At 61.0% G+C, this 23052-nt stretch carries 22 protein-coding genes; 12 read left to right on the top strand and 10 right to left on the bottom strand.

Annotated elements, in window-relative coordinates; all coding sequences use genetic code 11:
• The first annotated feature begins 198 nt into the window (after positions 1 to 198).
• Entirely contained in the window at positions 199 to 2250 is a 2052-nt protein-coding gene (locus tag D3M70_RS26895) for a PAS domain-containing sensor histidine kinase (RefSeq protein WP_256660003.1), read from the top strand.
• A gap of 64 nt (positions 2251 to 2314) precedes the next feature.
• Here D3M70_RS26895 and D3M70_RS26890 read toward each other — a convergent pair whose 3' ends face one another.
• Positions 2315 to 3406, bottom strand: coding sequence for an NADH:flavin oxidoreductase/NADH oxidase (locus D3M70_RS26890; RefSeq protein ID WP_120128779.1), 1092 nt, complete (start codon positions 3404 to 3406; stop codon positions 2315 to 2317).
• Positions 3407 to 3491: 85 nt separating this feature from the next.
• Here D3M70_RS26890 and D3M70_RS26885 point away from each other — a divergent pair, with 85 nt between their 5' ends.
• Both D3M70_RS26885 and D3M70_RS26880 read left to right on the top strand, forming a co-directional pair.
• Positions 3492 to 3791, top strand: coding sequence for a helix-turn-helix transcriptional regulator (locus D3M70_RS26885; RefSeq protein ID WP_120128778.1), 300 nt, complete (start codon positions 3492 to 3494; stop codon positions 3789 to 3791).
• A gap of 99 nt (positions 3792 to 3890) precedes the next feature.
• Positions 3891 to 4421 carry a RimK/LysX family protein gene (locus D3M70_RS26880; protein ID WP_120128776.1) on the top strand — a complete coding sequence of 177 codons (531 nt, stop codon included), beginning with the start codon at positions 3891 to 3893 and terminating at the stop codon, positions 4419 to 4421.
• Positions 4422 to 4506: 85 nt separating this feature from the next.
• On the opposite strand, the gene D3M70_RS26875 is transcribed toward D3M70_RS26880, so the two are convergent.
• The 7 genes from D3M70_RS26875 to D3M70_RS26845 form a co-directional block, all read right to left on the bottom strand.
• Positions 4507 to 5208 (bottom strand): aspartyl/asparaginyl beta-hydroxylase domain-containing protein (locus D3M70_RS26875; protein WP_133306528.1); only part of this gene is annotated, 702 nt, incomplete at its 3' end.
• A 32-nt stretch (positions 5209 to 5240) separates the two neighbouring features.
• On the bottom strand, positions 5241 to 6206 hold the full coding sequence (locus tag D3M70_RS26870; protein WP_120128773.1) for a hypothetical protein: 966 nt from the start codon (positions 6204 to 6206) through the stop codon (positions 5241 to 5243).
• A gap of 13 nt (positions 6207 to 6219) precedes the next feature.
• Positions 6220 to 7254, bottom strand: a complete 1035-nt coding sequence (locus D3M70_RS26865; protein WP_256659996.1) for a diacylglycerol kinase family protein — start codon at positions 7252 to 7254, stop codon at positions 6220 to 6222.
• Positions 7255 to 7259: 5 nt separating this feature from the next.
• Positions 7260 to 8339 (bottom strand): LPS export ABC transporter permease LptG, encoded by a 1080-nt coding sequence (gene lptG / locus D3M70_RS26860; protein ID WP_120128771.1) that lies wholly within the window; start codon positions 8337 to 8339, stop codon positions 7260 to 7262.
• The gene (lptF, locus tag D3M70_RS26855; RefSeq protein WP_120128769.1) at positions 8336 to 9412 is read right to left on the bottom strand and encodes an LPS export ABC transporter permease LptF; all 1077 of its coding nucleotides are present in this window, start codon (positions 9410 to 9412) and stop codon (positions 8336 to 8338) included. The genes lptG and lptF overlap by 4 nt, the downstream gene beginning before the upstream one ends.
• A 64-nt stretch (positions 9413 to 9476) precedes the next feature.
• A complete protein-coding gene (locus D3M70_RS26850) occupies positions 9477 to 10289 on the bottom strand; it encodes a nucleotidyltransferase family protein (protein WP_120128768.1) in 813 nt (270 codons plus the stop codon).
• Positions 10273 to 11415 (bottom strand): N-acetyltransferase, encoded by a 1143-nt coding sequence (locus tag D3M70_RS26845; RefSeq protein ID WP_120128766.1) that lies wholly within the window; start codon positions 11413 to 11415, stop codon positions 10273 to 10275. Before D3M70_RS26845 ends, D3M70_RS26850 begins: the two co-directional genes overlap by 17 nt.
• 372 nt (positions 11416 to 11787) lie before the next feature.
• Here D3M70_RS26845 and D3M70_RS26840 point away from each other — a divergent pair, with 372 nt between their 5' ends.
• The 8 genes from D3M70_RS26840 (at position 11788) to cptA (ending at position 21211) form a co-directional block, all read left to right on the top strand.
• Entirely contained in the window at positions 11788 to 13539 is a 1752-nt protein-coding gene (locus D3M70_RS26840; protein ID WP_120128765.1) for a fatty acyl-AMP ligase, read from the top strand.
• A complete protein-coding gene (locus tag D3M70_RS26835) occupies positions 13536 to 14450 on the top strand; it encodes an NAD(P)-dependent oxidoreductase (protein ID WP_120128763.1) in 915 nt (304 codons plus the stop codon). Before D3M70_RS26840 ends, D3M70_RS26835 begins: the two co-directional genes overlap by 4 nt.
• Positions 14451 to 14484: 34 nt before the next feature.
• Positions 14485 to 14745 (top strand): acyl carrier protein, encoded by a 261-nt coding sequence (locus D3M70_RS26830; protein ID WP_120128762.1) that lies wholly within the window; start codon positions 14485 to 14487, stop codon positions 14743 to 14745.
• Positions 14732 to 15925, top strand: a complete 1194-nt coding sequence (locus D3M70_RS26825; RefSeq protein ID WP_120128760.1) for an aminotransferase class I/II-fold pyridoxal phosphate-dependent enzyme — start codon at positions 14732 to 14734, stop codon at positions 15923 to 15925. The genes D3M70_RS26830 and D3M70_RS26825 overlap by 14 nt, the downstream gene beginning before the upstream one ends.
• Positions 15926 to 16006: 81 nt before the next feature.
• On the top strand, positions 16007 to 17731 hold the full coding sequence (locus D3M70_RS26820) for an ABC transporter ATP-binding protein (RefSeq protein ID WP_120128759.1): 1725 nt from the start codon (positions 16007 to 16009) through the stop codon (positions 17729 to 17731).
• Positions 17718 to 18581, top strand: coding sequence for a nucleoside triphosphate hydrolase (locus D3M70_RS33725; protein WP_256659995.1), 864 nt, complete (start codon positions 17718 to 17720; stop codon positions 18579 to 18581). Before D3M70_RS26820 ends, D3M70_RS33725 begins: the two co-directional genes overlap by 14 nt.
• A gap of 16 nt (positions 18582 to 18597) precedes the next feature.
• A complete protein-coding gene (locus D3M70_RS26810) occupies positions 18598 to 19356 on the top strand; it encodes a hypothetical protein (RefSeq protein ID WP_120128757.1) in 759 nt (252 codons plus the stop codon).
• 106 nt (positions 19357 to 19462) lie between these two features.
• Positions 19463 to 21211 (top strand): phosphoethanolamine transferase CptA, encoded by a 1749-nt coding sequence (gene cptA, locus D3M70_RS26805; protein WP_120128755.1) that lies wholly within the window; start codon positions 19463 to 19465, stop codon positions 21209 to 21211.
• A 139-nt stretch (positions 21212 to 21350) separates the two neighbouring features.
• Here cptA and D3M70_RS32115 read toward each other — a convergent pair whose 3' ends face one another.
• Positions 21351 to 21491: a hypothetical protein gene (locus tag D3M70_RS32115; protein ID WP_165869899.1), complete on the bottom strand. Its 141-nt coding sequence runs from the start codon at positions 21489 to 21491 to the stop codon at positions 21351 to 21353.
• Positions 21492 to 21778: 287 nt separating this feature from the next.
• On the opposite strand from D3M70_RS32115, the gene D3M70_RS26800 reads away from it, so the two are divergent.
• A complete protein-coding gene (locus D3M70_RS26800; protein WP_120128754.1) occupies positions 21779 to 21994 on the top strand; it encodes a hypothetical protein in 216 nt (71 codons plus the stop codon).
• A 59-nt stretch (positions 21995 to 22053) separates the two neighbouring features.
• On the opposite strand, the gene D3M70_RS26795 is transcribed toward D3M70_RS26800, so the two are convergent.
• The gene (locus tag D3M70_RS26795) at positions 22054 to 22974 is read right to left on the bottom strand and encodes a LysR family transcriptional regulator (RefSeq protein ID WP_120128752.1); all 921 of its coding nucleotides are present in this window, start codon (positions 22972 to 22974) and stop codon (positions 22054 to 22056) included.
• Between the last annotated feature and the right edge of the window lie 78 nt (positions 22975 to 23052).

The following is a 23052-nucleotide window of genomic DNA, read 5'->3' as shown; positions in this document are numbered from 1 at the left end:
AGGACGGCTTGCGGCTTTCCCGGCAACGTGACCGGTGATAGCTTAGGCCACTCCAGCCCGGACACCGTACTGCGGCGGGCCTGCTCGACGCGCCGCGCTCAGGCGCACTTTTCATCACTTCGCCACGCACGAAACCCTGAGTTGACTGCAAGGACATACATAGGACGTCCGATGGACCTTGAAGGCTTTGAACCACCGATGCTGAAGGCGGGTTCTGCCACGCAGTCTCAAGCGAGCTCATTTCCCACTGATGCGTCCGAACGTTTGCAACTGGCACTGGACGCCGGTGCAATCATCGGCACATGGGTATGGGACATCCCGGGTGACTGCGTCACGGCGGACGAGCGGTTTTCCCGTTCGTTCGGCCTGTCGGCGGAGCGATGCCGAGACGGCATTCCCATCGCCGAAGCGTTTTCGTCCATTCATCCGGACGACATCGAGCGTGTGTCCCTGTCCATTCAGCAATCGATGGCGCGCGGCGGTGCTTACCGGTGCGAATACCGCGTACGCCACGAAGACGGCGGCTATCGATGGGTCGAGGCCAATGGCCGTGCTGAACTGAACGAAGCGGGGCAGGCGGTGCGTTTTCCGGGTGTGCTCATGGACATCGAGTCACGACGTGCCGCAGAGGCCGAGCGTGACCGAGTGTCGGCTTTGTTGCGCACGTTCACCGCCGCGGTGCCCGGCGTGATTTATGCCAAGGACCTGGAAGGTCGCATGTTGGTCGCCAACCATGGCACCACGCAGTTGATCGGCAAACCACCGGCTTACTATCTGGGCAAAACCGACCTGGAGTTTCTCGAGGACAAGGCCCAGGCGCGGCAGATCATGGCAACCGACCAGAGCATCATGCGCAGCGGCAAGGCGGTGCAGATCGAAGAGCGGGTCGACATGCCCGATGGCTCGGCCACCCTCTGGCTGTCGGCCAAGGCGCCACTGTTCGACGACGCCGGTAAGGTGATCGGCCTGATCGGTTCGTCCATCGACGTGACGGCGCGCAAGGACGCCGAGACGGCGCTGGTCGAACTCAATCGCACGCTGGAGGCCCGAATCGCTGAGGCGGTGGCCGAGCGCGAGGCGGCCCAGGCGGCGCTTCGCCAATCACAGAAGATGGAGGCCATCGGGCAACTGACCGGCGGGATTGCCCATGACTTCAATAACCTGCTGGCCGGTATCACTGGCAGCCTGGACTTGATCAAGCTGCGGCTCAACCAGGGCCGCACCGCTGATGTCGAGCGGTACGTCTCGGTGGCCTACGGTGCCGCGCAAAGGGCTGCGGCGCTGACTCACCGGCTGCTGGCGTTCTCCCGGCGCCAGACACTGCTGCCGGTGCAGACCGATGTCCACGTCCTGATCGCCGAAATGGAGGAACTGATTCGTCGAACGGTGGGGCCGTCCATCGAATTGAACGTCAATCTGAGCGCCGCGTTGAGCACCTGCCTGGTCGACCCTGCGCAGGTGGAAAACTCGCTGCTCAATCTGTGCATCAACGCTCGCGACGCCGCGTCGGGGAGCGGCAAGATCAGCATCCGGACGTTCAACCAGACGCTTGAGCAGGGGCCGGAGCTGGATGCAGAACTGGCCCCCGGCGAGTACCTGACGATATGCGTTGCCGACGACGGCTCAGGAATGAACGCCGAAACGCTTTCCAAGGCTTTCGAGCCTTTCTTCACGACCAAACCGGTGGGGGCGGGGACCGGGCTTGGATTGTCGATGGTCTATGGCTTCGTGAAACAATCGGGCGGCCAGGTGAAGATCCGTTCGCAGGAGGGCAAAGGCACCCAGGTCTACCTGCAACTGCCTTACCGGGAAGCTGACGTTGAGCGGCCAGCCCAGCTTGAAACTCCGCTTGAGGCGCACGGGATGTGGACCGGCGAAACGGTGCTCGTGGTCGATGATGAGCCATCGGTGCGGATGTTCGTCACGGAGGCCCTCGGCAGCCAGGGTTACCGGATCATCGAGGCCGCCGACGGTGTGGCAGGGCTGCAGATTCTCCAGTCGGACACCCCAGTCGATCTGTTAGTTACGGACATCGGCCTGCCTGGTGCAATCGACGGGCGACAGATGGCTCAGGCAGCGCGTGAATCCCGGCCGGACCTTCCGGTGTTGCTGATGACCGGTTACACCGACCCTGCGGTGGTGGGCAACCCGCCTCTGGCACCTGCGACCGCCGTTCTGACCAAGCCTTTCGCGCTGGACACATTGATATCGAGTGTGAGTCAGTTGTCTGGCAAGGCCAGGCGGCCGTAGACGTCAGTCCGTTCGGGTTCACGAGTCGAAGGATGCCGTCCCGAAACGGCATCCTCCCACCGTTTTAGCGATAGCGTTCCAGCCAGTGGGCGTAAGGCGCCGGCAGCGTCCAGGACGGTTTGTCCACGCCCAGCTCCTTGGCGGCGAAGTACGCCCAGTGCGGATCGGCCAGGTGAGCGCGGCCCACCGAGACCAGGTCCAGATGACCCGCCTTGATCGCTTCATCCGCCAGTTGCGGGGTGCCGAAGCCCCATGCCGATGTCACCGGCAGACCGGCCTCACGGCGTACGCGCTCGGCAATCGGACCCATGAACGCAGGACCCCACGGGATATTGGTGTCGGGAATCGTGAAGCCGACACTGACGCTCAACAGATCCAGCCCCCCATCCTTGAAGCGGCGCGCCAGTTCGATCGACTCACTGAGGGTCTGCTCATCACGGCCGTCGTATTCGATGACACCGAAACGCGCGGTCAGCGGCAGGTTTTCCGGCCAGACTTCACGCACGGCCGCGAGGGTTTCCAGGAGGAAGCGGCTGCGGTTATCAAAGCTGCCACCGTAGGCATCGGTACGCTGATTGGAGTGCTCGGAAAAGAAGCTCTGGCCCAGGTAACCGTGAGCGAAATGCAGCTCGATCCATTCGAAGCCGGCATCACGGGCGCGACGGGCAGCATCGACGAAGTCCTGACGCACGCGGGCGATGTCGTCCAGGGTCATTTCCTGGGGCACCTTGGGCAGATGAGCGCCGAACGCGATCGGGGAGGGACCGATGGTCTGCCAGCCGGCCGGGTCAGTGGCCGCGATGTGATCGTCGCCTTCCCATGGGCGGTTGGCGCTGGCTTTGCGCCCGGCGTGAGCGATCTGAATGCCCGGCACCGAACCTGCGGCCTTGATCGCCTTCACGGCGGGTACGAATGCCTGGGCGTGTTCATCGCTCCAGATGCCGGCACAGCCTGGGGTAATACGACCCTCGGGAGAAACGGCAGTGGCTTCGACCACCACCAGCCCGGCACCGCCCCGCGCCATGCTGGCGAGGTGGACGTGATGCCAGTCGTTGATCACGCCATTGTCGGCCATGTACTGACACATCGGCGGAATGGCGATGCGGTTGCGCAGGGTGACGTCCTTCAGGGTGAAGGGCTCGAACAGTGCTGACATGGAATGATTCCTCGTATGATAAATTCGCTTGTTCGATAGTATTCGAAATATAGCGTTACGCGATAGCCACCGCTATGATGCGCGGATGCGTGCACTCAAACATCCACTCCCTGCCGAATTCTCCCTCGAGCGCCTGCTCTATGCGCTGAGCGACCCTGTGCGCCTGGAAATCGTTCGCTATCTGGCGAATGTGCCGCAGGCCTCCTGTGGCGAGCTGGACGGTGGCCGACCCAAATCCAGCGTGTCTCATCACTTTCGGGTCTTGCGCGATGCAGGGCTCGTTCACACGCGCAATGTCGGCACCACCCACATGAACTCGCTGCGTGCCGAAGAACTCGACCAGCGTTTTCCCGGCTTGCTGAACAGTATCCTTTCTCAAGCCTGAACAACCCGCGAAATGCTCGCGTTTTGAATTGAAATTCAGGGGCGGACATGGCCTGATGGCGCAGGCAAGTTTGCCTGTATATGCCTCGGGATTTCGCGTATGAAACGCTTCGGCAACGTGATGTTAGGTGTCGCTCTTTCGCTGTTATTGCCCCCTCTCTCGTATTCTGCACCGCTCAATCAAACACTCGGCTGGGAAGAACAGGGCACGCTTGTGCCGGACATGACCCCGGTCAAGGTGCAACTGGATACGGGCGCTGAAAACTCTACATTGGCGGCGGAAAACATCGTGCCGTTCGACAAGGGCGACGAGAAATGGGTCCGGTTCGTCTTGCAGGTTCCCAAGGGAATTACCGGCGCGCTGGTCAACGTTCCCTTCGAGCAAAAGATCGTGCGCACAGAAAAAGCCAAAGGCGTTATTGGCAGCAATCACCGCCAGGTCGTCAAGATGAGCCTGTGTCTGGGCAACCAGATCTACCAGGAAGAGTTCGGCCTCAAATCCCCTGGCAAGAAAGGCTACAACGTAAGCCTGGGCAGAAGTTCTTTGCAGCACATCGCGCTGGTGGACGCTTCGCGTACCAACACCGTCAAGCCGAGCTGCAGCGAGCCCGCGGCCAAACCGACAAGCTGACGCAGCATCGTCCTCCCTCTGCTGTGCGCAGGCAGAGGGTTGCCAGGCAGTTTGTCAGCCCCTCACTCCGATCAATGCAGGCCTNCGACCACTGAATCAGTTTGAGCACGCACCTGTTGAGCAGATTGCCCGCCCGGTCGAGAGGGCGATGGACATCGAGGAACAGCACCACCCGGACCCCGTCGGTGTCGTTCCAGACCTGATGGCGGAAGGTGTCGTCGAACACCATCAGCTTGCCCGGTTCCCAATGGCGGATTTCGTCACCCACCTGAATACGGCAACTGGCTTTCGGTTCGGGGATGATCAGGCCCAGATGAGCGCGCAGCAAACCGTTGTATGGGCCGCGATGGGGCGGTATGTGCTTGCCGGGACTCAAAATGGAAAAGAAGGCGGTGAACATGCCCGGAATCGATTCGACGATTTGCGCGGTCTGCGGGCATTTGGCGCAGTTGCCATCCATCCGGTAACCGTAGCCGTGAAGAAAGAACGTCTTCCAGCGGTCGTCCTGCGTCAAGTTCGCCTGATCTTTGGAAATGTCCTGGAAGTTGGGAATGCCGTCGTGATTTTTCATCACCGCATTCAATTCCTCGACAATCACCGGCCACTTGGATTCGAGTGTGCTGGCCCAATCGAATAGCGCCGGATCGAAAAACGGCGTATTGCCAACGGCCGAATGTCGACGAATGAACCGCTCAAGCTTTTTGATAATCCACAGACCGACCGCAACGCTGGGGCGATGTTTGCGTTTTCCCTTTTTACGCGGCGGGGGCGAGGTCTCTGTTTGCATGTCTGATCCTGACGGCATGGGGTTGGAAATGCTCAGCGAAGCTGTCGGTTTTTCAATAGGCGCCACAACAGCGGCCAACAAAAGATAAGCGGGAAGCGGCGCAGGCGCGGGGTGACGGCCACGGGTTCGCCAAGGTGGCGTTCAAGCTTCCAGATCACGTAATCCAGGCCGTTTTCGAAGGTATAGAACGATTTGATCAGGCGCAGCACGTTGAGCACGCGCCCGGCGATTCTTCGGCGTTTCCAGCGAACGGCGTGTGGCGTTGCACGGAGGTTAGCGGGCTGCTGGACATAGTGGTCACGCTGCTCCTGAACGGGAGACAACCGCGCAATCGCCGGCACCGATGCCTGAGTGACACTGGCGTAATAACCCGGATCGTGACCGACGATCTCTGCCGGTCGGCTGGCGCGTTCCGGCCGCAACTCCGTGCGATAGGTCAGCGTCAGTGCGCGCTCCCACACCGCAGCGCTGTCGAGCACTTCGCGCTGATCGCTCAACGCTTCGGACATCATCTTCAGCACCGCGTGGGCCAGTGCGACGTGTACACGAGCGCTCACCCGTTCGTCACGGGCAAAGACCAGTCGGGAAGGCTGGGAAAACCGCCCCCACAGGTAACCGTGAAACCACGACGAGGTGCCTTTTTCAAAGTCGGACACGCTGATCAGCGCGCATTTTGCTCGCAAGGGGGAGCCGTCCGGCGCGCGCACGTTGATCGCGAATACGGTGGGGGGCAACCAGGCGTCGACCTTTTCCTTCAGCGTGCTGCTTCGAACATTGGCGTAGCTGTCGACGAGCACGTAAAGGTCGACCAGGCCTTCTGAAAAATTGCTGCTGCGCAGACACGACCCGTACAAAAGAATCGCGCTGACGGCGTCGCCGAATTGCGCTAGCAGTGCATCGGTCAGCGCCTGCAATACAGGGGCGACCGGCCGTGCGCTCTCCTTGGCGATCACGTCGATCAGAGCCTCGGGGGGCGAGATGGGGGTGGCCTGGTTCACACGCGCTTCTCTCTTAAAACATCACAAAACGAACAGGGGCAGTGGCGGACAGTTCGAGCTGTCCGTCAGTCGAGAAGATCTCGCCATCGAGCAGATACTCGGTCAGCCCTTCAAGGGTCGTCGTGTGCAGGTTGTGGCTGACGTAAGCCTGATGCTGGGTGATGGCCGGCGCCGGTTTGCCGCGCAGGATGTAGAACAGGCCACGCACCAGTTTCGGCGCGCGCTGCCCAATGGCGGTGAAGTGGATGGGGGCCTTTTCGGTGCCCCAGTAGGGCGTGCTTCTCAGCAGCAGAGTATCGAGCGTGGTCGCCAGAATGACCATCCACCGGGCGTTCAGCGTGTGTTGGGGCAGGTGCAGTCTGGCGGTGGTGGCGGACGAAAACGGCAGGCTGCCTTTCCAGGCAAGCGACGTCAGCATCCGGATGAACGCAAGCGAGGGACCCAGTGCGCCACGAATACCCTTGGTACGGACATGGCTGTGAAAGTACCGCACACCCTCGACCACCGCGCCAGCACCAAAGAACAGGCCGCACTGGGCCTGCTGCGTGTGCGGATCGAACACCCGCAACGCATTGCGCAGCCTGGAGGCAGGGGCTGCGCGCACACCTCGGCGCGAGTCATGCAACGCCTCAAGCACCTTCGCAGGTCGTTGACGCACACCCAGATCGTGGGCGCTCATGTTGGTGGTGCCCGCCGGAACGATCAGCACGCTCGGCGTGTCCGTCGGCTGACTCTCGACCAGCGCAGTCAATGCCGCCTGCAGGGTGCCATCGCCGCCCACCACGACCAACAGATCGTGTTTTTGCAGGGCGAGGGACTGGATCGCAGCGGTGATCTGCGCAGGTGTGGAGGCTTCGATCACCCTGGCACCGTCAAGCTGAGCGACCAGATGCCTGAACGTCCTCAGGTGACGGCGCACGTAACCGCCTTTGGGGTTGAGGACCACGCCTACTTTCTGCGCCAGGGTGTGATGATCGTCGATCATTATCACCGTGCCCTGCGAGGGATCGGGCGCCATGTCTTGTGGGTCGGGCAAGGGAAGGTTCATGTCAGTCACGTCGCACGATCAAATCGGTAAACCAGCCACAACGCGACAGCCATCAGCACCAGCGAAGGCGCCAGCGTGGTGAGCATCACGTTGCCGTTCAACAGCAGTCCCAGGTTGGCGACGATCTGGTTGGCGACATAAATCAGCAGGCCGACAACGGCGCCGACGGCCAGACGTCCGCCCAGCCCCGGAGAGCGTTGTTGCACGAAGGTGAAAGGCACTGCGAACAGAATCATCGCCAGGGTCAGGATCGGCCTGCCCAGTTTTTGCCACATGGCCATTTCATATTCGCCCGACGGCTGATCGGAACCCTGGAGAAACATGACGTAGTGGTGCAGTTGCTGGACGGAGAAGCTGTCGGTGGGGAGCGACAGGTCTCTCAGGCGCCGGTCTGAGAACACCGAGTTCCAGACCATCTCATCCTGTTCGCGCACCCGCTGTTCGTCCTGGTCCCACTCCTTGATTTTCGGGTGGTTGAGCAGCCACGAACCGTCGGGGCGAACCTGCGCGCTCTCGGCAAAAATGTACGAGGACAGGCGCATGTCAGCGGTGAGGCGAAAAATCTCCACGTTCAGCGGCGTGTTGTGGCGGGACATGGCGCCTATTCGTGCCACTTCGTTGCCCCGGCGCGCCCAGATGCTGCCGGTCGGCTTCGCCGCCTCGCCGGAGACGGCCAATGCGGTGTTGCGGATCTGCACACTGCGCTGTTGAAGGGGCGATGCCAGCCATTCGTCCATGGCGCCCAGCGCCACGACGACGATCAGGCCCGCCGCCATGGTCGTCACGGCGATGCGCAGAATGGACACGCCGGCGGCGCGCATGGCGGTCAACTCTTGGGTGAGCGCCAGTTGCCCCAGACCCGTGATGCCGCCCAACAGCGCGATGAACGGGCCGAGATCGACTGCGCGGCGGGGAAGGGTCATCAGCACCACTTCGACCGCCTGAGTCCAGCGATAGCCGCCCGAGCTCACGTCATCGAGCTCGGCGATAAGGTCAAAGGTGGTGAACAGCGGAAGCAACAAGAGCGCGGCAGCGGCGAATCCGACCAGCACGTTGCGTATCAGGTAGAAGCTCAGTCTTCTCATTGGCTACGACGCCGCAACACAGAGAGGTCCCGCAACAGAAATCCGAGCAAGGCCAAGGCCATTATCAACGGCACCAGCCACACACCCGGTACGAGCGGAATCACGGCGTTGCCCACCAGCGTTCTGCAGATGTTGCCGGCGTAGAAAATCACTGCGAACACAAGTGCGATGGGCAGCAATGTCGAAAAACGACCTTTGCGCGGTGCGGTCCTGCTCAGGGGCACCGCGAGCAGGGCCAGCAGCATGGCGCTGATGCCGCGGGTTTCTCGCCACTGAAGCTCGGCCTTGTCCTGGGGCTGCGGCGACACACTCAGCATCGCCGTAGAGGACGATTTGCGCTTGTTGTCGGCTTCCAGTTCAAGGGGCTTGAGCTGCAGCAACAGCGTGTTGTCGAAGGTGTTGACCACGTCCTTGGCGTCCTGGTGATCCAGGGTGTACGAACTGCCTCGCGTGAGTTCAACCACCGGTTCGGCCGGATTGGGGTTGACGATCTTTGCCGTGTGCGACCGGAATATGCGCGACTTGCCTTCGCCCGGATCGTAGATCAGCGTGTCAGTCAGAACCCCTGAGTCCTTGTCGATACGCTCGGCGAGGATCATTCGGCCGTTGTCAGGGTTGAGGTTGAAGCGTTGCGCCAGAAGGTGACTGACATCCAGATCGGTTTTCGATTGCTGTTCGAGTTGGTAACTCTGCGTGTACGCCCAGGGCCGGCCATACACCGACAACACGGTCACGGCGATGGCGATGGGCAGCGAGATCAGGGCAATCGCTTTGTACAGGCGCGCCGGGCTGGTGCCTGCGGCGAACAGGGCGGTGATTTCGGAGTCGTGATAGAGCCTGCCCAGTGCCATTGCCACCGAGGTGTAGAGGGCGACGGGAACCAGCATCTCCAGCGCGATGATGACTTTGTACATCACCATGTCCATGACCGACTGCAACGCCAGGGTGCCGTTGGTGGCCTGTCCCAGGTAGCGTTCGGCCGAGTAGCTGGCGAATACGAACGTCAGGATGCCGACCATGACGGTCACCGGGCGACGGATCTCGGCGATGATGTAGCGCTCGATCAGAAACATCGCGACGTTCCCGATGATGCGCTGTGATGGGGTTGTCCGGCTGAATGCAGAGACCTTGCGATGATCACGTTGACGCTCGCTGGCGCAGGGTTTTCTCGACCAGCATGAAGTCGTCCACCGTATCGATATCAACCGCCGCGTCGGCAAACGGCATGATCACGGCGCCGACACGAACGCCCACGGCGTTGGACATCCGTTGCATGGCGTGTTCCAGGCTCAGCGTGCCGAGCAGGTAACGCAAGGTCGAGACAAAGCCCAGCGCGCCCATGACGACTTTTTTAGGGTTCTTGCGCCGCTGTTCGATGTCTTTCCAGAACGCCGCGACTTTTTCGCTTTCCGGGGTCATGAAGGCGAACAGATTGCTGCCGCAGAAAGGGCCGCCCTTGAGTTTGATCGCCGTGCGTCGGTTGTCCGGGAATCTGGCCATGACCGTGACCAATGGCGTCAGCGCGACCGTCACGTCGCAGCCGCTGACCCGCGACTGTTCGAGGAAATGGTCGACGATATCGGCGCGCAGCAGGGCATGGTCGGCGGTCGTCACCAGCACGGGCCGCGACTGGATATGCTTCAAACCACGGTGCGCGCTCAAGCTCGGCGATGCTGCGGGCTCAAGCATCGAGACCTCGCCACTGGCGATCATGTTGCGCAAGGTCGGGTTGCCGGCGAGCACCTGATCGCCCGGTCCGACCAGGGTGATGTCCGCCACGTGCCTGGATGCCTGTAAAGCGCTGACGACGCGGTACAGCATCGGGACGCCAAGCACTGGCGTCAATGCCTTGCAGCCCGCATTGCCCAAGGCCGCTACCGGGTCGCCCGGGCGTCGATCACCGGCAAGGACGAGCGCGGAGAAGGGCGCCCAGTCAGATCTGTTTTTCATAGAGCCGGTACCGTTTGTAGGCTTTGGCACCGATGCGTTCCAGAATGCCGCGCATACCCGCGTTGGTTTCCAGGATCCAGGACATTTCCAGCGCGTCGATCTTGCGGCGTACGAAGGGTGCTTTCAACGCTTCGATCAGCAGCAGCGCCAGCACGGGGCCCTGTCGGCTGAACTGATATTGCTGCCTGACGCCCATCAGCGGCACACGGGCTGTGCGGGTGCCGGACACTTTGAGTTTCCAGATCAGGCGCAGCCAGCCAAACGGCAGCAAGCGTCCTTTCAACGGCGCGATGGCCTCATGAATATTGGGCATGGCCACGATGAACGCCGCCGGCTCGCCGTTGATCTCGGCGATATAAATGAGGTCACTGGGTACGAGGAATTTCAGCTGCTTGCCGAGTTCGGCAAATTCGTGTTCGGTAAACGGCACGAACCCCCAGTTGTTGGCCCAGGCGTCGTTGAAGATCTGTCGCAGAATTTGCATTTCAGCGTCGAACTTACTCTTGTCCACCTGGCGAATGCGGATCGTCGATCGCTCACGCGCCATCATTTTCTGCAGCGGCGCTGGAAAGTTCAGCTCTTGCGTGCGCATCCAGTAAGCAATCAAATCCTTGGCTGGCTCATAGTTGGAGCTCAACACATGGTTTTCATAGTAGGCGTGGTTGTGATTCATAAATGAAGACGGAGGGGTGTCGAATCCCTCTACGAGCAGGCCACTTTCCTGATTGATGTTCAGCGTGAAGGGACCCGTGATACGTTTGGCGCCCTGACTTTTCAGCCACTGTTCGGCTGTGGCGATCAAGGCGGCAAAGACTTCCGGGTCGTCGACCGCGTCCAGCATGCCGAAGTGGCCGGTATCGGCGCCGTGCAGCTCGCGGTGTAGCGTGTCTGTCTGGGCCAGGATGCGTCCCACGATCACACCGTTGCGTCGGGCGAGCCAGGCTTTCCAGGTGACGTGCCCGGAAGCGGGGTTCTTGCTGGAAAGATGTTCCTGCCGTTCGACGTGCAGCGGTTCGATCCAGGAGGGATCGTTGGTATAGAGCGTGCCGGGAAAAGTGATGAAATCTTTCAGCGCGTGCTTGTCTTCTGCCGCTTGAACGGTAACTGCGTGGTTCGTCTTATTCATTGGCCTGCAGGTCTTCTACGCAAAATAGTCAACTGTGAAGCCTGAATTTCCAACATTGAGTCAGGGATCCGGCGACGACCCCGAACTTTCGCCGAAATATTCTGTTACGTCCAGACACCATTATCAATGTACGCTATCAATCCATTTGATAGTCCAACTCAATCCATCACGGGGTAGTCTTTTGCGGAAGCTATGGCGGCCTATTTTGAATATGGCTTACACGGACGAGCCATTTCATTTATCTCGGGTGATCCCTGAAGAGGTGCAGGCGTGCAGGATCGACGCTGCCTGCCAATCTTGCATTTCGCGGAACACGACAGCGCGTATGACCGATGCGCTTGTTGTCGCAGAACCTGATTAGAGTCCTAATTAATGACAGTTTTATATTTGTCCGAAACCAGTTCTTCTCAGGCGCTGGTGCAGCGTCTTGCAGACTTCCCTTCGTTGCCCGAAGCGCTCGATTACGCCGCGATGGGGCGCACCGGCATGAATTTCTACGACAGACGCTGTCAGTTGACCGCAGTGCTTGGGTACCGGGAACTGAAAGTGAGGGCGATGGGGGCGGCGAAACGGCTGCTCACCCTGGGTTTGACCAAAGGTGATCGCGTTGCGCTGATTGCCGACACGACGCCGTCATTCGTCGAATTCTTCTTCGCGTGCCAGTACGCAGGCCTGGTGGCCGTGCCTTTGCCGGTTCCCGCCGGCCTCGGCCAGCATCAATCCTACGTCGAAAAGCTCCGCGGCCTGTTGGCCAGCTGTTCGCCAATGGCGGTACTGGGCGAGGAAGAGTGGCTGCCCTACGCACGCGAGGCACTGGGAGACACCCGGCTGAAGTTCATCGGCACGGATGACCAGTTGGAGGCGCTTGAGGTTGGGAATCCCACGTTCGCCGCCGTTCATCCCGACGACATCGCCTACCTGCAATACACCTCCGGCAGCACCCGCTTTCCCCGTGGCGTGATCGTGACGCAGCGTTCGGTCATGGCCAATCTGCGAGGCATCAGCCTGGACGGGATCCGGTTGCGTCCCGGCGATCGCTGCATCTCCTGGTTACCGTTCTACCACGACATGGGCCTGGTCGGCTTCGTGCTGACGCCCATGGCGACCCAGCTTTCGGTCGACTACCTGCGCACGCAGGACTTCGCGATGCGTCCCAAACAGTGGCTCAACCTGCTCAGTCGCAACAAAGGCACGGTGTCGGTCGCACCGCCTTTCGGGTTCGATCTGTGTGTCCGTCGTTGCAGCGCAGCGGAAGTCGAGAGCCTGGACCTTTCCAACTGGCGCGTGGCCGGGGTGGGTGCAGAACCGATCACCATCACCACCCTGGACCGCTTCGCAGAACATTTCGCCCCGGCCGGTTTCAAGGCAGGTGCGTTCATGCCGTGCTACGGGCTGGCGGAAAATACCCTGGCGGTGAGTTTCGCCCGACCTGATGACGGCGCACAGGTTGACCGCATTGACCGCGACATTCTCGAAACCCAGGGCCGGGCGGTCAGCGCCACGGAGCAATCGAACGCTGTCAGCACCTTCGTCAATTGCGGTCAGCCGCTGCCAGGGCATGAACTGGAAATCGTGGACGAGGCGGGTAACGTGCTGACGGAGCGCGAGATCGGCAGGATCATGATTTCAGGGCCGAGCCTGATGAGCGGCTATTTCGAAGACCCGGAGTCCATTGAGTCGCTCAGAGCGACGAGACGTCTCGACACCGGGGACTTGGGCTATGTGTTTGATGGCAACCTGTACGTCACCGGACGCAAGAAGGACCTCATCATCATTCGCGGTCGCAATATCTGGCCACAAGACATCGAACTGATCGTCGAGTCCGAGCCGGAAATCCGGCCGGGTGACGCCATCGTGTTCATCACCGACAAGGAAATCGAGCCCTCGGTGGTGATTCAGGTTCAGTACCGCAATCAGGACGAAGAAAAGCGTGCGCGCCTGACGCATACGCTGTTCGCCAGGATCCACAGCGAGTTCGGCATCTCGCCGACCATCGACCTGGTTCCGCCCCATAGCATTCCTCGCACCTCTTCGGGCAAGCCTGCCCGGGCCGAAGCCCGCAAGCGCTTCATGAGCCTTCGCGCCGCCGAACCTGAAGGTTTCGCGGCGGCAGGAATCGCATGACACAGCCCACGATCGCCCTGACCGGAGGAAGCGGTTTCATTGGTGGTCAGATCGCAAGGATGCTCGTTGCCAGCGGCGCCCGTGTGCGCGCACTCAGCCGGACACGGTCGGGGCTGGATAACGGCATTCTGTGGGTCAAGGGTTCGCTGGAGGACAAGGAATCACTGGCGGAGCTGGTGGCCGGCGCTCGCGTCGTGATTCACTGCGCCGGCGCCGTGCGTGGCCGCAACGCACGCAGTTTCCGGCGCACCAATGTCGACGGCAGTCGGCGAGTGGCAGAAGCTGCGCGCGCATCGGGCACCTGTGAGCGCATCCTGCACATGTCGTCCCTTGCGGCGCGTCATCCCGAGCTCTCCTGGTACGCACAGTCCAAATACGACGCCGAACAGGAGGTCATCCGAGCCGCCGGGCCCATCGGCGTCAGTATTTTCAGGCCGACTGCCGTGTACGGGCCGGGCGACCGCGAGATGCGCCCCCTGTTTCAGTGGTTGCTCAAAGGGGTGCAGATCCGGCTTGGCGCAAGCGACAGTCATCTGAGTTTTGTCCATGTCTTCGACCTTGTCGCGGCGGTTTCTCACTGGCTGGATTCGCCCCTGAGCAAACCGGCGATCTACGAGATCAGTGATGGAACGCTGGGGGGTTACAGCTGGAAAGGCCTGGCGAGCATCGCCGGCGATATCCGTAGGGCGCCCGTGCGCTCGCTGCCGATTTCCACGCCGCTGCTGAGGGCCATTGCCGGGGTGAACCTGGCGATTGCCTGTCTGCTGCGCGGCGATCCGATGCTGACCACCAGCAAGGTCAATGAACTGACGCACGCCGACTGGACGTGCAGCAACACCGCGATCACGGCCGCCACTGGCTGGAACCCGCAAATCAAGCTGCGGCGTGCTCTGCAGGAAAGATTGTTTTGAATGTGTGCGAGTTCGCACGCCTACGAGGCTGAATATGTTTACGCAAGATGTGATTCTGGAAAACGTACTGACGTGTCTTCGCGAGATGATCCCGGCCGCCGGGGCCATCGGCCCGGACAGCGACATGGTCAATGATCTCGGTCTGGAATCGGTAAAAATGATGGACCTGTTGATGAAGCTCGAGGACGACTATGACCTGTCGATTCCGATCAACATCTTGATGGATGTCCGCACCCCGCGACAGCTCGCGACGTCTCTGATCGGCTACCTGGAGAAACGTAATGGGGCTGTATGACAAATTTTCCCGTCTGGCGGCTGAGCGCTCCAGCCTGCAGGCGCTGGATCCCAGCCCGTTCGGCACGCGGATCGATGCCGTGTACTCCTCGACCCGGGGCCGCATTGGTGGCACTGATGTGATTCTGGCAGGCACCAACAACTACCTGGGCCTGACGTTCGATGAAGACGCCATCGAGGCGGCACGTCACGCGCTGGCCGTAGAGGGCACGGGCACCACCGGGTCCCGGATGGCCAATGGCAGCTATGGCAGCCATTCGGCACTGGAATCCGAGCTGGCCACCTTCCTGGATCGGCCATCGGTCATGGTGTTTTCAACCGGTTACGTGGCTAACCTGGGCATTATCGGTACGCTCGCAGGTCCGCGCGAAGTGGTGCTGCTGGACGCCGATTGCCACGCGAGCATCTACGACGCCTGCACGTTGGGCGGCGCAGAAATCATCCGTTTTCACCACAACGATGCCAAAGACCTGGAGCGCCGCATGCTGCGCCTGGGCGAGCGGGCCAAGGATGCACTGATCATCGTCGAGGGCATCTACAGCATGCTCGGCGACGTGGCTCCGCTCAAGGAAATCGTCGATGTGAAACGCCGTCGCGGTGGTTTTCTGCTGGTCGACGAAGCGCACTCGTTCGGCGTGATGGGTGCTAACGGCCGTGGTCTGGCGGAGGAGCAGGGTGTAGAGGATGATGTCGACATCATCCTGGGAACCTTCAGCAAGAGTCTGGCGGCCATCGGCGGTTTCGCCGCGGGTCGCAGCAGCGAGATGGAAGTGCTGCGCTATGCGAGCCGTCCCTACATTTTCACGGCTTCACCTTCTCCTTCCGTCGTGGCATCGGTGCGGTCGGCGTTGAAGACCATTGCCGCTCGCCCGCAATTGCGCGAGAAGCTCTGGAACAACGCGCAAAAGCTGTACGACGGCCTGGCAGAGCTGGGCTATTCGATGGGCCCGCGGGTCAGCCCCGTCGTTCCGGTGATGGTGGGCAGCAAGGAGCAGGGCGTGAACTTCTGGCGCGCACTGATCGATAAGGGCGTATACGTCAATCTGGTGTTACCGCCGGCGACCCCCGCAGGTGTCACGCTGGTGCGTTGCAGTGTCAGCGCGGCTCACACGTCGGTACAGATCGATCAGATCATCGAAGCGTTCGCCGCCCTGCGGCCCACGCTGGAGCTCACGGCCTGACGGCGTAGCGCGTCTGGCCGGCAGCTGTAACGCAGGGGTGTAGCCTGCGTTACAGAGAACCTTGTATCGAATGTGAGTGTTATGCGAATCATTTTTGCTTTTGGTCGTTCGTATCCGTTGCGAACGGCACTGATGCTGCTCAGTCTGGTAGTCGCCGGACTGGTCGAGAGCGTCAGCCTGACCACCATGCTGCCCCTGATGTCGGTGATGCTGGGCGATAACGCGCACTCCACCTTCGGCGCGCTGGTCGGCAACGCCCTGGCGTTCGCCGGGCTGGAGCCGACCATCGTGACCTTGCTGATCATCATCGTCGTGGGCATGGCGATCAGCAGCCTGTTGATCCTCATTGCCAATCGCCAGGTCGGCTACACCGTGGCGCACGTGGCAACCGACCTGCGCGTGGACCTGATCAACGCGACCCTGGGCAGCCGCTGGGAATATTACCTGCGTCAACCGGGTGGAGCGCTGGCCAACGCGGTCGCCACTGAAGCCTACCGTGCGTCGACCGCGTATGAACACGCCGCCAACATGGTCGCGCTTTCCATTCAGGCGATTGCGTACGGCGTCATCGCCTTGTTCGTGTCCTGGCAGGCGGCACTGGTGTGCCTCATTGTCGGCCTGGTGATTCTGTTGGCGCTCAGGGGGCTGGTCAAAACCTCTCGTCGTGCGGGCAAGGGCCAGACGAGCCTGATGCGCGAGTTGCTGATCAGCCTCAGCGACACCCTCGGCTCGGTCAAACCGCTCAAGGCAATGGCCCGGGAAGATATCGCCGATTCGCTGTTGCGCCATCAGGCCGCGGAGCTGAACGTGGCGATGGAAAAGGAAGTCACCAGCCGCGAGACCCTGCGTGCGCTGCAAGAGCCGTTGCTGGCCATTCTCGCGGCCGCCGGTCTGTACGCCGGGCTGGTCATCTGGAAGCTTCCGCTGTCCTCGGTCATGGTGCTGATTTTCATGGTGGTGCGCGTCCTCGGGCTCATGCACAAGGCGCAACAGCGCTACCACCGCATGGCGGCGCAGGAAAGTGCATTCTGGGCCCTGCGTGAAGCGGTGGAGACCGCCAAAGCCGAAGCCGAGCCTGTCGGGGGAACCCGTCAACCGACGCTGACCCGGCAGATCGAGTTTCAGAACGTCAGCTTCACCTACGGTGAGCGGAAAGTGCTGAACAACGCGTCGCTGGCCTTTGACGTCGGCACCATGACGACGCTGGTCGGCGCTTCCGGAGGCGGTAAAACCACCATTCTCGACTTGCTCTGCGCGCTGTTGACCCCGCAGGAAGGTCGCGTGCTGGTCGATGGCGTCCCACTGCCCGAACTGGATCGCCGCAAATGGCGCCGGATGATCGGTTACGTGACACAGGAAACCCTGCTGTTGCATGACTCCGTCCTTGCCAACGTGACCCTGGGCGAGCCTGCGCTGACCGAAGCGGATGCCGAGCGCGCCTTGCGTCAGGCGGGCGCCTGGGAGTTCGTCTCGCAACTGGAGCAAGGCATCCATTCGGTGGTGGGCGAGCGGGGCGGCAAACTGTCCGGTGGTCAACGCCAGCGCATCGTGATCGCCCGTGCGCTCGCGCATCGGCCGCGCTTGCTCATCCTGGATGAAGCGACCAGCGCACTCGACCCTCAGGCCGAAAAAGACATCTGCGAGTCATTGAAGGCGCTGGCTCCGGAGATCACCATCATTGCGGTCTCGCACCGACCGGGTTTGATCGACATTGCCGACGAGATCATCGAACTCAAGGATGGCGCGATCACGCGTCTGAAAAACCGTACTCACCTGGCAAACGAAGCTTCCGATGCGCAAGCCTGACACTGCAGCCAGTTTCTTTTCCCCTGTAAAAGACGGTCCGACGATGTCCACCCCGTACAACGACCAGCAAGCGCCTGCGCCGGAGCATCGAGCGGACCGAGCCGTTGACGTCCTGGAACTCAAACGCCAGGAACGCACGGACCCTCGCGGGGAGACACTGGGGCCGTTGATCGCCTTCGTCGGATGTGACGGCTCTGGCAAGTCGACCGTTTCACAGGCGATCATCGACTGGTTGGGCGAATCGCAGCCGGTGCAGAGCTGCCATCTGGGGATTCAGTCCAGGCAGCTTGGCGAAACCTTGATGAACTTGCCGCTGGTGGGGAAAACCATCGCTCGCCTGATTGCTGCCAACGCGCCCCAGGCCAGTCAGCAGCCCGCGCAACCGTCCAGAGGCCCAAGCACCCTCACCGCGCTGGCGACCTTTGTGTTGTCGATCCGTCGCTATCGTCGCTACCAGAAGATGATGGCCCTGCGACGTCAGGGCATCACGGTGATCGCCGACCGCTTTCCGCAGACCGCCGTCGCCAGCATGAAAAGCGACGGCCCGGGGCTGCTGACCGTCAAGCACCGCAACGGATTCGTGCGATTGCTCGCCGCGCGGGAAAAGAAGCTTTACGACTACATGATCAGCTACCGTCCGCTTCTGGTCGTGCGGCTGAACGTGGATGTCGAAACCGCGTTTGCCCGCAAACCCGACCACCGTTATGAATCGCTGGCACTGAAGATCGCCAACGTGCCCAGGCTTGAATACCAGGGGGCGCCGATTCTCGACCTCGATAGCCGCTTGCCGCTTGCAGAAGTCATTGCCCAGGCAAAAGCGGCTGTGTCTCGCAGCCTCGCTCAGCGATAAGGGGCAGACCGAGAACATGCGCTTCCCATTCGGCACTCGCTCCGAAACAGCCAATGCCCCTCTGGCGCCACTGGTGGCAGTGATCGGCTCCGACGGCGCCGGCAAAACCACCGTGGCCGCGCACTTGTGTTCCACCCTGGCGGGTGAGGGCGCTGTGTATGCCTACCTGGGCCTGGGCACCGGGACCCTCGGGCTCAAGATTCAGGCATGGCCGCTGATCGGTCCGGCGGTCAGTCGTCGCCTGGCGGCCAAGGCCACGCAAGCGCGCACCAAGGGCCAGAAGATCCCCGGAGCCTTGACCGCATTGGTGATCTACGGCTTCTCGCTATTGCGCCTGCGTCGCTTCAAGCGGATGCAGGCGCAACGCAAAGCGTCTGCAATCGTTATCTGCGACCGCTACCCGCAAGTGGAAGTCCCCGGCTTCTATGACGGTCCCGGCCTCAATGCTTCGGTCCCCACGGGGCGTTTCACCGCCTGGCTCGCCAAGCGTGAGCTGGCGATGTACCAACGCATGGTCAGCCATCGCCCGACCCTGGTCATCCGCCTGAACATCGATGCCCAGACGGCGTTTGCCCGCAAACCCGACCACAACCTTTCACTGCTTGAGCAGAAGGTGCGGGCGACCGCCACGCTGCGTTTCAACGACGCGCACATTATCGACGTAGACGCCAGCCAGTCGCTGGAAAGGGTGCAAGCCATCTGCATGCAACTGACGCGTCAGTTGCTGATCAACCCGCAGGAGCCGGGTGCACAGGCGATGAAACCAGGTCTGTGAAGCGCGCGCACGCGCTTCATGGCAATCACTCTCGCCTCAATGCAAAACCGGGTTCAATCCCCTTGCGTTCTGCACGTATGCGCAGGGTGTCTTATTTGAGGACGTCATGAAAGCCAACGTTTCGGCACCGGCTGCGCCATCGCGCAGCACCTGGGCAAATCTGGGCTGGGCCTATCTGTTTTTCTGGTATTTCTCGGGCGTTGCGCAGTTGCTCATCATTCGAGCCGGCGTGGCAGGCTGGAAAGGCCTGATTCAGGCGTCGATGGTCACCTTGCTGTGGCTCATTCCGCTGGTCTTGTTTCCGGCTCGCGCAAGGGGCCTGGCGGCATTGATCGGCGTGGTGCTCTGGGCCTCTTCATTGGCAGGACTCGGGTACTTTCTGATCTATGGCCAGGAGTTTTCCCAGAGCGTGATTTTCATCATGTTCGACTCGAACATGCAGGAGTCCACTGAGTACCTGGGGCATTACTTTTCCTGGTCCATCGTGGCGGCAATCCTGGCCTATACCCTGGGCGGCCTGCTGTTGTGGACGCGGGTGAGACCGGCTTATCTGTCGCGCAAGGCGCTGGTGGCCTGCTGCGCCCTGTGCTTCGTCGTCGGCGCTGGCTACGATGCAGTCAAACAGTACGTCAAGCGGCCCACTCTCCAGCGAACAGTGGCTGAATTCGAAGAAAACATCGAAGCCGCAGCACTCTGGCAGATGGTGGTCGGCTACCACCAGTACCGTCAGCAACTCGACGAAATGTCGAAGATGATGGCGACCCAGGCGCAGATACCGCCCCTGAAGAACCTGACAGACACCCATGCCGGACAGCGCTCGACCCTGGTGCTCGTCATCGGCGAGTCGACCAACCGCGAACGCATGAGCCTGTACGGTTATGATCGCCAGACGACCCCCAACCTGGATCAGCTAAGGGGGCAGTTGCAGGTGTTCAACCACGTCATATCGCCTCGTCCTTACACCATCGAGACCCTGCAGCAGGTACTGACCTTCGCCGATGAAGAGCACCCGGATCGATACCTTAGTACGCCGACGCTGATCAGCGTGATGAAACAGGCCGGTTACAAGACGTTCTGGATCACCAACCAGCAGACCATGACCAAACGCAACACGATGCTGACGCTGTTTTCACAGCAGGCGGATGAACAGGCGTATCTGAACAATAACCGCGATCAGAACGAGACCAGCCAGTACGATGAAGACGTGCTCGACCCGTTCTCCAGCGTGCTGGCGGACGACGCGCCGCGCAAACTCATCGTCGTTCACCTACTGGGCACGCACATGAGTTACAAATACCGTTATCCGCCGACCTACGATTACTTCAAGGATCGCGTGGGTGTCCCGACGAATGTCAGCGATGACCAGCTCGAGGTCTATAACAGCTACGACAACGCGGTGCGCTACAACGACTATGTGGTGTCATCGCTGATCAAGCGTTTCAGTGACACCGACCCCAACGGGTTCCTGCTCTACCTCTCCGACCACGGCGAATCGGTCTACGACCCGGTGGCGCCGCAGGTACTGGGTCGTAACGAGGCTGCACCGACGCGACCGATGTATACGGTGCCCTTCATCGTCTGGAAGTCTCCCGGCTGGAAAGCCGCGCAGGGGACCGCTCTGGAACCGGCCCAATACCTGTCGCGGCCGTACAGCACGTCGCAGTTCATTCACACCTGGGCCGATCTGGCGGGGTTGCGCTTTGACGAGTTCGAGCCGGCGCAAAGCATCGTCAATGCAGGGTACAAAGCCCAGCGTCTGCTGATCGGCAACCCTCACAGTCCTGCGACACTGCGTGACTTCGAACAGCTCCCGACCGCGCCGCCGCAAAGTGCGACTGCTCAGGTGGTTCGGTAAGCGCTCGGGCGCACGCGCATACGCACCAGAACCGGGCCTTCGGCGCACATCGAGACGAATCACTCACACGAAGGACGTGAACGCCGGCTGCCGCCTCACGCCCGAACCTTCACCGCTGGGGGCGTCGTGGCGTGCCGATTCACTTCTTCTCGTCTGTCTGCTGCATCTGTAACGAGGGCTTGGATTGATCCTTTGCCTTGTCCTGATTGTGTTCATTGTCGAAGCAACCGGGCAGCGTCAGGACGCAGCACAGCCCCAGTAGACCGATGATTTTGTTCATGGAAAGACTCCTTGGATTGATCCTGAGGATGTCGGATGTCACCCTCGAATGGCTTTGCCTTCTGCCGCAACAGCTTCAGCGACACGTACGAAATACCGATGTCGGGCTGCCTCAATAATTCCCGGCTTCTGCTCAAAGGCAGCCTACGCCCCCGAGCGGGAAAAGACCGGTGCGACCATTGAAGAAATAGACCGAACTGTTCCCGCATCACTGCCTTCCAAGTTACAGGCCCGGTTGTCGTGGCCCGGTTGTCGTGATCAATGGAATACAGAGAAGTGGAGGCACAGATGAATAATCAAGAGCAGGCCGGCGACAAGCCGATCGAACCGCTGGAGCCCGGAAGACCGGATGTGATGCCCAACCCGCCACCCGGCACGGACGACGTGCCCGACAAGGAAGGCGAGCAACCGCTTGATGATGCTCAGGAGCTGACCACGGAAGAGGACATGAGCGACGTGGAGGCGAATAACTCGGTCGGTGGGGATTATCCCGGTCAACGCTGACGACCAAGCGTTCGCAGCCCGTTCTGGCTGAGCTGGCGGGTCGTCAGGCGCATCAGGGTTCACGAGCGGCCGATATCGTCCGTACTTTCGCCGTTATCGAGCCGCGGTGGAGCATGCGGCCTTTTCAACAGACCAAGGCACTGCGCGAGCGCCGCAGACACGTCGCCGGCGCGGTAACTCAGAACGATGGGGGAGGTGGCGCTGCTGTCCGACAGCGGCGTATACCCGATGTCGTCACGGTGTAACCGTTGGACGGACGCGGGGACTAGCGTGATGCCGATCCCGGCGGCCACCAGACCTATGGCGGTCTGCATCTCGTTGACCGTTTGTACGACCCTGATCCGCAAGCCCTGTGCGGCAAACACACCCAGCACATGATCGGCATAACTGGGGCGTGGCGTTCCCGGGTACAGAACGAATGGCTCGGCAGCGAGCTGTTCGAGTGTGGCAGGGCCATCGAGCAGGGGATGCCCGGCCGGGAGCGCTGCGACCAGGGGATCCTGACGCAGTATTTCCTGGGTGATGGCTGGATCGTCAAACAGCATTCGACCAAAACCGATGTCGATACGGCCGCTCTTCAGCGCTTCCAGTTGCTGCAGGGTGATCAGTTCCGATAAACCCAATTCAATGTCACCCAGGCTGCGCAGTTGACGGATCAACTCCGGCAGGGCTCCGTAGAGCGTGGAAGGGGCAAAGCCGATTCCGAGCCAGCGCTTCTGGCCCGCAGCGATGCGCCGTGTGTCATCACCAATGCGTGCCAGTTGTTCGAGCAACTGATTTGAATGTTCATGAAAAAAACGGCCGGCCTCGGTCAGACGCAAAGGGCGCGAACGTTCCAGTAGCGCCACACCGAGTTCATCTTCGAGTTGCTGAATCTGCCGGCTCAGCGGAGGCTGGGCAATATTCAGCTGTTCAGCGGCGCGGGTGAAGTTGAGTGTCTGAGCCAGCACCCGGAAATAGCGTAAATGACGAAGCTCCACGATACCTCCAGGGTATGAAGCGAGACCTAATCAATATTGGACGCTGTGCTTCGCCCCCGTCAATCTGCGAATAAGAAC

Origin of the sequence: Pseudomonas sp. LS-2 (assembly GCF_003605735.1) — a bacterium.
Lineage (GTDB): Bacteria > Pseudomonadota > Gammaproteobacteria > Pseudomonadales > Pseudomonadaceae > Aquipseudomonas.
This window is presented reverse-complemented; position numbering and strand designations above follow the sequence as displayed.